The organism is Kitasatospora sp. NPDC001159 (assembly GCF_053598235.1).
In genome coordinates this window covers 24063-36709 of sequence record NZ_JBSFJV010000027.1, presented here as the reverse complement: position 1 = coordinate 36709, position 12647 = coordinate 24063, and the positions used below count along the sequence as shown (strand labels likewise).

The window sequence follows — 12647 nt, the reverse complement described above, 5'->3', positions numbered from 1 at the left end:
GCGGATCGGTGCGCCGACGAAACGCCCGGGACTTGTGACGGATCTGGTACGTGTCGTGCACCGCATACGGACGGTTCGGGGGAGTTGTGTGTGGACCGGGCCCGGCGGTCGGCTCAGATCCAGCTGTTGAACCACATCCGGCTGCGCCAGTCGTCCAGCGGGATCGTCTGCCCGGTGAACAGCGGGAAGAAGTAGAGGAAGTTCCAGATGATCAGCAGCACCACCAGGCCGGCCGTCGTCGAACCGATGATCCGGCGGTCCCGGGAGGCGCCGGCCGGCCCGATCAGGGCGCCGACCAGCATCGTCACCGCGAGCACCAGGAACGGGACGAAGACCACCGCGTAGAAGAGGAAGATCGTCCGCTGCTGGTAGAGGAACCACGGCAGGTACCCGGCCGCCAGGCCGCACAGCAGCGCGCCGGCCCGCCAGTCCCGCCGGAACGCCCAGCGCCACAGGCAGTACACCAGCGCCAGCACGGCCGTCCACCACAGCAGCGGGGTGCCGATGCCCAGCACCTCGCGGGCGCAGTCGGCGGCGGTGCAGCCGTTCTGGCCGAACTTGGGGGACTCGTAGTAGAAGGAGACCGGCCGGCCCAGCACCAGCCAGGACCACGGGTTGGACTGGTAGGTGTGCGGGTCGGTCAGGTGGGTGTGGAACTCGTAGACCGTCGAGTGGTAGTGCCACAGGGCGCGCAGGCCCTCGGGTATCCACGGGTAGTCGGTGGAGCGGCCGACCGCCCAGTCCCGGCCCCAGCCGCCCTGGCCGGGCGCGTTGCTGCTGGCGAACCAGCCCCACCAGGAGGCGATGTACACCGCCACCGAGACCACGACGACCGACACGAAGGCCGGCACCGCGTCCCGGGCGAGCACCGCCCGGTACGGGCGCGGGGCACCGGCCAGCCGACGGGCGCCGACGTCCCACAGCACGGTCATCAGACCGAACGCGGCCGCCACGTACAGGCCGCTCCACTTGGTGGCGCAGGTCAGGCCGACGCAGACGCCGGCCGCGATCCGGTACGGACGCCAGCCCAGGTTGAGCCGCTGGGCCAGCTCCGGATCCGCCACCCCGCCCAGGAGGGCCGCCAGCCGGGCCCGGGTCCGGTCCCGGTCCAGCAGCAGGAAGCCGAAGGCGGCGAGGATCCAGAACATCACCACCAGGTCGAGCAGCGCCGCTCGGCTGAGCACCAGGTGCAGGCCGTCCACCGAGAGCAGCAGGCCGGCCACGCAGCCCAGCAGGGTCGAGCGGAACATCCGGCGGGCGATCCGGGCCAGCATCAGCACCGACAGGGTGCCGAGCAGGGCCACCGCGAACCGCCAGCCGAAGGGGTTCATGCCGAACAGCTGCTCGCCCGCGCCGATGATCCACTTGCCGACCGGCGGGTGCACCACGTACGAGGGCGTCGGGCGGTACGGGACGGCCGCGCCCGGCGTCATGATCGTCGTGTTGGCGTCCTCCGGCCAGCTGATCTCGTAGCCGCCGTGCCAGAGCGCGTAGGCGTCCTTGGCGTAGTAGGTCTCGTCGAAGATGATCGCGTGCGGCTGGCCGAGGTTGGTGAACCGCAGCAGCCCGGCGAACACCGCCACCGCGATCGGGCCCAGCCAGCAGGACCAGCGGCACAGGAAGTACCAGAGGCCCTGGGGCAGCGAGATCCCCAGCCGCAGCAGCAGCGGCGACTGCGGCACGTCCCGCCCGGTCACCCCGGGGCCGTCCGGCATCGGCGGGACCAGTCGCTCGGTGAGCGTCGCGACGGGGCGGGGACGGTAGCCGTGGCGGGCCAGGCGCTCGCGCCAGCTCGGGGGAGCGGGCTGCGGTGTCGTGTCCTGGGATGACGCGGGTTGTGCTGAGCGGGGGGACGGCAGGCCGACACCGCCCTGCGCGGAGTGGTCCGTACCAGTGGGCGTCTGCGCCGCCGTGTCGCCGTTCATCCGCCACATCGTAGGGGCGCTCTTCGTACGCGTGACCGGTCCCTCGAAAGCTGCCCGAATCGTCACCAAAAGCCCCGGCCCCGCGAAGCTGGAAGGATGGGGCCCGTGACAGGAGTACTCGTTCTCGCAGGCACCCCCATCGGCGACGTCTCGGACGCCCCGCCCCGGCTGCTCACCGAGCTGGCCTCGGCGGACGTCATCGCGGCGGAGGACACCCGTCGGCTGCGCCGGCTCACCCAGGCGCTCGGGGTGACCCCGGCCGGGCGGGTCGTCTCCTACTTCGAGGGCAACGAGGTCGCCCGCACCCCCGAACTGGTCGAGGCGCTGCTCGGCGGCGCCCGGGTGCTGCTGGTGACCGACGCCGGGATGCCCTCGGTCTCCGACCCCGGCTACCGGCTGGTGGCGGCGGCCGTCGCCGCGGACGTGAAGGTCACCGCGGTGCCCGGGCCCTCCGCGGTGCTCACCGCGCTCGCGCTGTCCGGCCTGCCGGTCGACCGCTTCACCTTCGAGGGCTTCCTGCCGCGCAAGACCGGCGACCGGGCCCGGCAGCTGGCCTCGATCGCGGCCGAGCCGCGCACCATGGTGTTCTTCGAAGCGCCGCACCGGATCGCCGAGGCGCTGGCCGCGATGGCCGAGGCGTTCGGGCCCGAGCGGCCGGCCGCCGTGTGCCGCGAGCTCACCAAGACCTACGAGGAGGTCAAGCGCGGGCCGATCGGCGAGCTGGCGGCCTGGGCGGCCGAGGGCGTCAAGGGCGAGATCACCGTGGTGGTCGCGGGCGCCCCGCCGGCCGCGCCGCAGGAGCTGGCCCCGGCCGAGCTGGCCCGGCTGGTGGCCGTCCGGGAGGAGGCCGGGGAGCGGCGCAAGGAGGCCATCGCGGCGGTCGCGGCGGAACTCTCCGTGCCCAAGCGGGAGGTCTTCGACGCGGTCGTGGCGGCCAAGAAGGACGGCTTGAACGAGGCCTTGAAAAAGGGGTGAATTCCGGGGGTTGCGTGGCGGGCGGGGAGTCGTACCTTGGAGGGAAGGCCCCGGTAAACGCCCGTTGAGCTGAAGCTTCGGCCCTGGTTTCCGGGTTGCGGAAGGCCCTTCGTATAGGACTTCCCAACCCGCATCCAAGTCTTCACAAGAAGGGCGTCGGCCGGGGCGGTCCGGGCATTTCCTGGAATGGAAAGACCCAGCCGGGCGAGCGCCCGGCGGGCGCTGGGAGACGGCTATGAGCGAGATGATCGGTAGCCCCCTCGGTGGCAGCGCACTGAGCGCGCCCGGCCTGGCCGGGCGGCCGCACACTCCCGTCGAGACCGTACGGGAGGCCTACTCCTTCGCGTGCCTGCGCTGCGGGTACGGCTGGGAGCAGGCGTACGACATCGAGCACCACATCGCCAGGGACGGCCACGTCGTGTTCGAGTACCACGCCAACGGTGTCCGGGTACCGTCCCCGCTGCTCAAGCCGACCTGCCCGGGATGCGGTGGCCACACCGTCCGGATCATGCGCGAGGGCCGGGTGGCCGTCGCGGACCAGCCCCCGCAGCACGCTCCCGGCTACCCGGCGCACGCCGAGCCGGCCGGGGCGCCCCCGGTGCTCGGGCCCGAGAAGCCGCGCGGACGCTGGGCCCGGTTCTGGTCGCGGCTGTTGGGCTAGGGCCTGACGCAGGCACGGGGAGCGCAACCGGGGCCGCCCGCCGCGAGCAGTGCGACGGGCGGCCCCGTCGCGTGCCGTCGCGGGGTAATGCGGTCGAGGCGGGTGTTCGGGCCCGACTAAGCTTTCCGACCATGGCGGCCACTGCAGAACACAGCACCACCGGGACGAGCGCCCCGGCGTACTACGTCTCCACCCCGATCTACTACGTCAACGACCGTCCGCACCTGGGCCACGCGTACACCACGGTGGCGGGCGACGTCCTCACCCGCTGGCACCGCCAGCGCGGCGAGAAGGTGTGGTACCTGACCGGCACCGACGAGCACGGTCAGAAGATCATGCGGACTGCCGAGGCCAACGGCGTCAGCCCGCAGGAGTGGTGCGACAAGCTGGTCGAGGAGGCCTGGAAGCCGCTCTGGGAGCACCTGGAGATCGCCAACGACGACTTCATCCGCACCACCCAGGAGCGGCACACCGCCCGGGTGCAGGAGTTCGTCCAGGACCTGTTCGACAAGGGTGAGATCTACAAGGGCGGTTACTCCGGCCCGTACTGCGTCGGCTGCGAGGAGTTCAAGCTCCCCGCCGAGCTGCTGGACGGCGCCACCGCGGACGAGAAGCTCTGCGCCGTGCACAAGCGGCCGGTCGAGTGGCTGGAGGAGGAGAACTACTTCTTCCGCCTCTCCGCCTACGGTCCGAAGCTGCTGGAGTTCTACGCCGCCAACCCGGACTTCATCCAGCCGGCCTCGGCCCGCAACGAGGTGCTGCGCTTCGTCGAGCAGGACCTGAAGGACCTCTCGATCTCCCGCTCCACGTTCAACTGGGGCGTGCCGCTGCCCTGGGACGAGAAGCACGTCCTCTACGTGTGGGTGGACGCGCTGCAGAACTACATCACCGCGGCCGGTTACGGCAGCGACCCGGAGCGCTTCGCCGAGCTGTGGCCGGCCTCCGTCCACCTGGTCGGCAAGGACATCCTCCGCTTCCACGCGGTCATCTGGCCCGCCATGCTGATGGCCGCAGGGCTGCCGCTGCCCAAGCGGGTCGTCGCCAACGGCTGGCTGATGGTCGGCGGCGAGAAGATGTCCAAGTCCAACCTGACCGGCATCGCGCCCACCGACCTCACCTCGCACTTCGGCGTGGACGCCTACCGCTACTACTTCCTGCGGGCGATCCCGTTCGGCACGGACGGCTCGTTCTCCTGGGAGGACTTCACCGCCCGGTACACCTCCGAGCTCGCCAACGACTTCGGCAACCTGGCCTCCCGGGTCGCCGCGATGGTCGGCAAGTACTTCGGCGGGGAGCTGCCGGCCTCCGCCGCGCACGGTGACGCCGAGCAGGCGATCGCGGACGGGCTCGTCAAGGCCGTCGAGACGGCCGACCGGAAGATCGGTGAGGAGCTGGACTTCGCCGGCGGCCTCGCGGCGATCTTCGACTTCGTCAAGCAGGTCAACGGCTACCTCACCGAGCAGGAGCCGTGGAAGGTCGCCAAGGACGGGTCGGAGGAGGGCCGGGCGCGCCTGGCCACCATCCTCTACACCGCCGCCGAGGCGCTGCGTGGCACCGCCGTCCTGCTCAACCCGGTGATGCCGTCCACGGCCGAGAAGCTGTGGGCCTCGCTGGGCGCCGCCGAGGGCCTCGGCGCGCTCGCCGCGCAGACCGTCGCCACCGTCGGTGACTGGGGCCGGCTGCCCGCCGGTGCCACCGTCACCAAGGGCGAGATCCTGTTCCCGCGCCTGGAAGAGAAGCCGGCCTCCTGATGCCCGCCAAGGACGACGACCGGTCGACCCCGCCGCCGCTGCCGGAACCCCTGGCCGTGGCGGTGGCCGACTCGCACACCCACCTCGACATGCAGGCCGGAACCCCGGCCGAGGGACTGGCCCGGGCCGCCTCGGTCGGGGTCACCACGGTGGTCCAGGTGGGCTGCGACGTGCCCGGCTCGCGCTGGGCCGCCGAGCTGGCGGCCCAGTACGAGCAGGTGCACGCGGCCGTCGCCCTGCACCCCAACGAGGCGCCGCGGATCTTCCTCGGTGACGCCGACGGCTGGTCCGGCCAGCAGCGCAAGGCCGGCGGCCGGGCGGCGCTGGACGAGGCGCTCGCCGAGGTGGACGCGCTGGCCGCGCTGCCGCAGGTGCTCGCCGTGGGCGAGACCGGCCTGGACTACTTCCGCACCGGGCCGGAGGGCGTGGAGATCCAGAAGGAGTCGTTCCGCCGCCACATCGAGATGGCCAAGCGGCACGGCAAGGCCCTGGTCATCCACGACCGGGACGCCCACGAGGACGTCATCGCCGTCCTGCTGGCGGAGGGCGCCCCCGAACGGACGGTCTTCCACTGCTACTCCGGCGACGCCGAGATGGCCAAGGTCTGCGCCGAGCACGGCTGGTACCTCTCCTTCGCCGGCCCGGTCACCTTCAAGGCCAACCAGCCGCTGCGCGACGCCCTGCTCGCCACCCCGCTGGACCGGATCCTGGTCGAGACCGACGCCCCCTTCCTCACCCCGCACCCGTACCGGGGGCGGCCGAACGCGCCGTACCTGATCCCGGTCACGGTGCGGTCGATGGCCGCCACCCTGGGGCTGCACGAGGACGAGCTGTCGGCGGCGATCGCGGAGAACACCGCCCGGGCCTTCGGGTACTGAGCCGGTCGAACGAACATCTGGTTCCGAGGAAACGGTTCGGCACTCCTGCGACGGTGTGATGCTGGCTAGCATGAGTGCAGTGGGGAGGTGGCAATGACCGCCGAGCCGATCAACGAACCCGTCGACGATCGCATCGAATGGTTCCTTCCGCCGGCCCAGGGCTGGACGTACGAGCAGGCCCGGAAGTTCGACCTGCCGTTCGAATGGGATCTGGTGGACGGAGTCATTGCGGTCCGGGGGCAGACGAACTTCTGGCATGACCAGGTGCGCTCGGGGCTGGAGCGCAGGCTGTTCGCCGCACGTGTCGAGCCCTGTGCGGTGCTGCCGGAGCGGTGCATGTTGCTGGACGAGAGCAACACGGCCAAGCCCGATGTGGTGGTGTTCGACAAGACCCGTCTCGACGTCTTCGAGCTGGACTGCCTGCCGGTCGAGTCTGTGCTCCTAGCCGTCGAGGTCGTGTCGCACGGCACCCGGGCGAACGACCGCTTCGGCAAGCCCGGCCTTTACGCGGAGAAGGGGATCCCCTACTACTGGCGGGTCGAGCGAGGCCTCGACAACCTGCCGATCGTCCATGAGTTCCACCGGGACGAGGAGAAGGGCGTCTACCTGCCCGTCGCCCAGCACGAAGGGGTGCTCCGGACCTCGGTGCCGTACCCCGTGGAGATCGACCTGGCCGAGGTCGTCGAACTCTGACCGCCTCCCGCGCCCGTATCCTTGGCGCGTGAGCACCACCGACCCCACCTCTGACAGCCACCTGCTGGGCGCCGCCGACATCCGGGAGCTGGCGGCCGCGTTCGGCGTGAAGCCGACCAAGCAGCGCGGGCAGAACTTCGTCATCGACGGCAACACCGTGCGGCGGATCGTCCGGGCCGCCGACGTGACGGAGCAGGACGCGGTGGTGGAGGTCGGGCCCGGGCTCGGATCGCTGACGCTGGCGCTGCTGGAGGTGGCGCGGCACGTCACGGCGGTCGAGATCGACCCGGTGCTCGCCCAGCACCTGCCGGACACCGTCGCCGCCCGGATGCCCGGCCGGGTGGACTCCTTCGACCTGGTGTTCAGCGACGCCATGGAGGTCACCGAGCTCCCCGGCCCGGCGCCCACCGCGCTGGTCGCCAACCTCCCGTACAACGTGGCCGTGCCCGTCCTGCTGCACATGCTGGCGACCTTCCCCAGCATCGAGCGGACCCTGGTGATGGTGCAGAGCGAGGTCGCCGACCGGCTCGCCGCCAAGCCCGGCAACAAGGTGTACGGCGTCCCGTCGGTCAAGGCCAACTGGTACGCCGACGTGAAGCGGGCCGGGGCGATCGGGCGGAACGTGTTCTGGCCCGCCCCCAACGTCGACTCCGGCCTGGTCTCGCTGATCCGCCGCGAGCCGCCGAAGACCAGCGCCAGCCGCGAGGAGGTGTTCGCGGTGGTCGACGCCGCGTTCGCCCAGCGGCGCAAGACCCTGCGCGCCGCGCTGGCCGGCTGGGCCGGCTCCCCCGCCGGGGCCGAGCAGGCGCTCGCCGCCGCCGGGATCGACCACAAACTGCGCGGCGAGATGCTGGCGGTGGAACAGTTCGCCGCGATCGCCGAGCACAAGCCGGCCAAGGACGGCGCGCCTGCCAAGGACAGCGAGCCCGTTAAGGACAGCGAGCCCGTTAAGGACAGCGAGTGATCACCGTACGGGTGCCGGCCAAGGTCAACGTCCAGCTCGGCGTCGGCGGACTGCGCGCCGACGGCTTCCACGACCTGGCCAACGTCTTCTTCGCGGTCGCGCTCGGCGACGAGGTCACCGCGACTCCGGGCGAGGGCGTCACGCTGACCTGCTCCGGGCCGGACGCCGCCGTCGTTCCGCTGGACGACAGCAACCTCGCCGCCCGCGCCGCCCGGCTGCTCGCCGCCCACCACGGGATCGCCGACCCCGGGGTGCACCTGCACATCGCCAAGGCCATCCCGGTCGCGGGCGGCATGGCCGGCGGAAGCGCCGACTGCGCCGCCGCGCTGGTTGCCTGCGACGCGCTGTGGAAGCTGGACACCCCCTTCGAGACACTGCTGGAACTGGCCGCCGAACTGGGCTCCGACGTGCCGTTCGCCCTGATCGGCGGCGTCGCACTGGGCCGCGGCCGGGGCGAGATCCTGGAACCGCTCGCCGTCTCCGGCACCTTCCACTGGGTCTTCGCGGTCGCCGAGGGCGGCCTGTCCACCCCCGCCGTCTTCCGCGAGTGCGACCGGCTCCGCGAGGAGGCCGGCACCGGCTCCAGCGACACCGACGTCCCCACCCCCGACGTCGACCCGGCCCTGCTCGCCGCCCTCGCCGAGGGCGACGCCGTCGCCCTGGCCGCCGCGCTCGCCAACGACCTCCAGCTCGCCGCGCTCTCGCTGCGCCCCGCGCTGGCCGCCACCCTGCGGGCCGGCACCGAGGCGGGCGCGCTCGGCGCCCTGGTCTCCGGCTCCGGGCCGACCTGCGCCTTCCTGGCCAAGGACGCCGACGCGGCCACCGCCGTCGCCGAGGCGCTGCGGGCCTCCGGCACCTGCCGGACCGCGCACGCCACGTACGGGCCGGTGCCGGGGGCGTCGCTGCTGCCGTAGCGGTGTGGCCTCGACGGCCCCGGTCGCGCAGGCACTGGCTCTCGCCCGGCAGTGGGGTGTCGGCGGGCCCATTAGGCTGGGGTGATCGGGGCGTCCCCGAGAGGGGCACCCCGTCGCTGAGGGTGGCCCGCCCCGCGACCGCCGAACCCAGGAGCGCAGCACACGTGGCCGTCAACCTCGCCACCATCGAGTCCGTCACGAAGGTCTACGGCACCCGCACCCTGCTGGACGCGGTGAGCCTGGGCGTGAGCGAGGGCGACCGGATCGGCGTCGTCGGCCGCAACGGCGACGGCAAGACCACCCTGATCCGGATGCTCGCCAAGCTGGAGGAGCCCGACGGCGGCCGGATCACCTGGAACGGCGGCCTCGAACCGGCCGTCCTCACCCAGCACGACTCGCTCGACCCGAAGGCCACCATCCGGCACGAGGTCATCGCCGACCGCGCCGACCACGAGTGGCTCGGCGACGCCCGTATCCGCGACATCATCGAAGGACTCTTCGGCGGCCTCGACCTGCCCGGCTTCGCCGACGGCCTCGACACCGTCATCGGCCCGCTCTCCGGCGGCGAGCGCCGCCGGATCGCCCTCGCCAAGCTGCTGCTCGGCTCGCCCGAGCTGATCATCCTGGACGAGCCCACCAACCACCTCGACGTCGAGGGCATCAACTGGCTCGCCCAGCACCTGCAGAAGCGCCGCTCCGCGCTGGTCTGCGTCACCCACGACCGCTGGTTCCTCGACCAGGTCTGCACCCGGATGTGGGACGTCCAGCACGGCGAGGTGCACGAGTACGAGGGCGGCTACTCCGACTACGTCTTCGCCCGCGCCGAGCGCTCCCGGATCGAGGCCGTCGAGGAGCAGAAGCGCCAGAACATGGCCCGCAAGGAGCTCGCCTGGCTGCGCCGCGGCGCCCCGGCCCGTACCTCCAAGCCGCGCTACCGGATCGAGGCGGCCAACGCCCTGATCGCGGACGTGCCGGAGCCGCGCGACAGGAGCGAGCTGATGAAGTTCGCCAACGCCCGGCTCGGCAAGACGGTCTTCGACCTGGAGAACGTCACCGTCAAGGCCGGCCCCAAGCTGCTGCTGGAGAACCTCACCTGGCAGCTCGGCCCCGGCGACCGGATCGGCCTGCTCGGCGTCAACGGCGCCGGCAAGACCTCGCTGCTGCGCGCCATGCGGGACGCGTACGCGAGCGAGGGCGACGTGCAGCCGGCCTCCGGTGTGGTCAAGGTCGGCAAGACCGTACGACTGGCCTACCTGTCCCAGGAGGTCGCCGAGTTGGACCCGGCGATCCGGGTGCTGCAGGCCGTCGAGCAGGTCCGCTCGCGCGTCGACCTCGGCAAGGGCCGGGAGATGAGCGCCGGCCAGCTGTGCGAGCAGTTCGGCTTCGGCAAGGACAAGCAGTGGACGCCGGTCGGCGACCTCTCCGGCGGCGAGCGGCGGCGGCTGCAGCTGCTGCGCCTGCTGATGGACGAGCCCAACGTGCTGTTCCTGGACGAGCCGACCAACGACCTGGACATCGAGACGCTCAACCAGCTGGAGGACCTGCTCGATGGTTGGCCCGGCTCGATGATCGTCATCAGCCACGACCGGTTCTTCATCGAGCGGACCACGGACGTCGTCTACTCGCTGCTCGGCGACAAGAAGATGCGGATGCTGCCCGGCGGCGTCGACGAGTACCTGGAGCGGCGGGCCCGGATGGCGGCTGCCGCGGCTCCCGTCGCGGCTGCTCCGACCCCCGTCGCCGAGACCGCCTCCGGGCTGTCCGGCGGGGACCTGCGGGCGGCGAAGAAGGAGATGCAGAAGCTGGAGCGGCAGATCGCCAAGCTGGACGAGAAGGAGTCCAAGCTGCACGCCCAACTCGCCGAGCACGCCGCCGACTTCTCCAAGGTCGCCGAACTGGACGGGCAGCTGCGCACCGTCCGGGAGGAGAAGGAGGAGCTGGAGATGAGCTGGCTGGAGCTGGCCGAACAGGTCTGAACTACCCCTGTTTGAGGAGGAGTTCCAACTCGTCCGCCGCACGGCCCAGCGCACTGAGCGCCGGGTCGTGCGGTGCGTCCGGCCGGGCCGCCGGTCTGGTCGGCGGACGGTGCTCCCGGGCGGCGGCCGTCAACTCGTCCAACGCCCGGCGGACCCGGTCGGTCTCCGCGGGATCGGGCACCCGGCCGCCGTACCGGATCTGCGCGGCGAACGCCGCCACCGCGCCGCCCAGCCGCTCCAGCGCGGCCGTGGCGGGCAGCCACTGCTCGGCCAACCGGCCGGTGGGCGGAGGCTCGGCCAAGCCCTGCCGCACCTCCTGGCGGGCGTCCGCCAGGGAACGGTAGGCGGTGCGGCGGAGCCAGACCTGGGCCTGGCTGTCCCGGGTCGTGGCGTCGAGGTAGGCGCGCAGGGCGGTGGTCGCGGTGATCAGCCGGGGCTCGATGCGGTGACGCGGGCGCTCGGGCCACAACAGGTAGCCGAAGAGCAGCACGACCGCGCTGGCGAGCACCGTGTCCAGCACCCGGGGCCAGAACTCCGCCGCGCTGCTCTGACCGCCGAGTTGGAGCAGGACCAGCGCCATCGGGGTCATCACCACGGTGTTCAGCCCGTAGTGCGCGGCGGTCGCGTACGGGAGCAGGGCGACGCACAGCGCGGCCATCGCGGTCAGCGCCCACTCCTCGGTGGTGAGCGACACCAGCGCCGCTGTGACCACCACGCCCAGCACCGTGCCGATCGCCCGGCTCACCGCGCGCAGGAACACCGAACCGAGATCCGGCTTCAGCACGAAGGCGATCGTCATGGGCACCCAGTAGCTCTTGCTGAGCGGGTAGTTGGCGGTCACCGCCTCGCCGACCGCGATGCACAGCGCGACCCGCAGCCCGTACCGGACGGAGGCACGCGACAACAGCCGTGCGCGCAGCCGCCACGGGTCGGGCGGGGGCACGGGGGCGGTGCCGATCCGCGTCGCACGGCCGGCGACGGTGTCGGCGGCGGCACGCAGCGCCACGTCCAGCGCCTGCCGCGCCGGGGTGTCGGGCCGCCAGTCGGGCACCGCGACCTCGCCGCCGCCCTGCCGTACGGCCTGCGCCAGCCGGTTCGGGACCTCGGCCACCTCCGGCGGGACGGGGCGCCAGGCCCACAGCAGGCCGGTCGCCGCCTCGGTGGCGGCGAGGGCCGCCTCGTACATGCGGTGCAGGCCCTGCGGGTCGGGCCGGTGGTTCGGGCTCGGGAGCAGGTCCTGCAGCTGGTTCAGCCGGGCGGTCAGTACCTGGCGCGAGACGGCACCCTGCGGAGTGCCCAGATCGGCGAGGGTACGGCCGAGCGCCTCGTAGACGGCGGCCAGCGCGCGGTTGCGGGGATCGGACCCGGACCGGTGATCGGTCCTCACCGGCAGACCCAGCACGACGACCAGCGCCGCCCCTGCCAGCATCATCGGCGCCGCCGCCCACCACGGATGCGGCAACGGCATCCCGCTGCCCAGCGAGGCCGACACCAACAGCAGCATCCCGGCCGCCGAACCACGCGGGCCGGTCGCACTCAGCGCCCCCGAGACGAAGGCGGTGTACGTCAGCGCGCAGCCGAGCACGGCGGCGCTCGCGTGGACGTGCTGGAGAACCGTACCGATCAGCATGCCGAACGCCGAGGCGAGGACGGCGGTCGCGATGCGGGTGGTGCGCCGGCCCGTCGGCTCCGTGCGGTCGTTCATCGTCGCGTGCATCGCGCCGAGCCCGGCGAACACCCCGAGATCCACCCGGTGCGTCAGCAGGCCGCCCGCCAGCGGTACCGCCATGCCGAGCGCGGCGCGGGCCATCAGCGCCAACGGCAGCGGCGGCCGGGCCGGACGTGCGGCGCGGGCCCACCAGGGCGTCGGCTTGCTGCTCGGAGGCATGCGGGGTCACGTCCGTTCTGCG

Annotated in this window: 10 protein-coding genes; 8 read left to right on the top strand and 2 right to left on the bottom strand. The window is 72.4% G+C overall.

What is annotated here, in order from left to right:
- Positions 1 to 113: 113 nt before the first annotated feature.
- Positions 114 to 1925, bottom strand: a complete 1812-nt coding sequence (locus ACWC9T_RS16495; RefSeq protein WP_449821742.1) for a dolichyl-phosphate-mannose--protein mannosyltransferase — start codon at positions 1923 to 1925, stop codon at positions 114 to 116.
- A 105-nt stretch (positions 1926 to 2030) separates the two neighbouring features.
- Between ACWC9T_RS16495 and rsmI the strand changes: the two genes are divergently transcribed.
- The 8 genes from rsmI to ACWC9T_RS16455 all read left to right on the top strand — a co-directional run bounded on the left by rsmI (position 2031) and on the right by ACWC9T_RS16455 (position 10737).
- Positions 2031 to 2900: a 16S rRNA (cytidine(1402)-2'-O)-methyltransferase gene (gene rsmI / locus ACWC9T_RS16490; RefSeq protein ID WP_449821741.1), complete on the top strand. Its 870-nt coding sequence runs from the start codon at positions 2031 to 2033 to the stop codon at positions 2898 to 2900.
- A gap of 235 nt (positions 2901 to 3135) precedes the next feature.
- Complete coding sequence (locus tag ACWC9T_RS16485; protein WP_449821740.1) at positions 3136 to 3561, top strand: hypothetical protein; 426 nt, start codon at positions 3136 to 3138, stop codon at positions 3559 to 3561.
- Between the two features lie 131 nt (positions 3562 to 3692).
- Positions 3693 to 5312, top strand: a complete 1620-nt coding sequence (metG, locus tag ACWC9T_RS16480; RefSeq protein ID WP_449821739.1) for a methionine--tRNA ligase — start codon at positions 3693 to 3695, stop codon at positions 5310 to 5312.
- Positions 5312 to 6190 carry a TatD family hydrolase gene (locus ACWC9T_RS16475; RefSeq protein ID WP_449821738.1) on the top strand — a complete coding sequence of 293 codons (879 nt, stop codon included), beginning with the start codon at positions 5312 to 5314 and terminating at the stop codon, positions 6188 to 6190. The genes metG and ACWC9T_RS16475 overlap by 1 nt, the downstream gene beginning before the upstream one ends.
- Positions 6191 to 6283: 93 nt before the next feature.
- Positions 6284 to 6883: a Uma2 family endonuclease gene (locus tag ACWC9T_RS16470; RefSeq protein WP_449821737.1), complete on the top strand. Its 600-nt coding sequence runs from the start codon at positions 6284 to 6286 to the stop codon at positions 6881 to 6883.
- 28 nt (positions 6884 to 6911) lie between these two features.
- Positions 6912 to 7847, top strand: coding sequence for a 16S rRNA (adenine(1518)-N(6)/adenine(1519)-N(6))-dimethyltransferase RsmA (rsmA, locus tag ACWC9T_RS16465; RefSeq protein WP_449821736.1), 936 nt, complete (start codon positions 6912 to 6914; stop codon positions 7845 to 7847).
- Entirely contained in the window at positions 7844 to 8761 is a 918-nt protein-coding gene (locus ACWC9T_RS16460) for a 4-(cytidine 5'-diphospho)-2-C-methyl-D-erythritol kinase (RefSeq protein WP_449821735.1), read from the top strand. Before rsmA ends, ACWC9T_RS16460 begins: the two co-directional genes overlap by 4 nt.
- Positions 8762 to 8925: 164 nt before the next feature.
- A complete protein-coding gene (locus ACWC9T_RS16455; protein ID WP_449821734.1) occupies positions 8926 to 10737 on the top strand; it encodes an ABC-F family ATP-binding cassette domain-containing protein in 1812 nt (603 codons plus the stop codon).
- Between the two features lies 1 nt (position 10738).
- Here ACWC9T_RS16455 and ACWC9T_RS16450 read toward each other — a convergent pair whose 3' ends face one another.
- Positions 10739 to 12625 carry an FUSC family protein gene (locus ACWC9T_RS16450; protein WP_449821733.1) on the bottom strand — a complete coding sequence of 629 codons (1887 nt, stop codon included), beginning with the start codon at positions 12623 to 12625 and terminating at the stop codon, positions 10739 to 10741.
- Between the last annotated feature and the right edge of the window lie 22 nt (positions 12626 to 12647).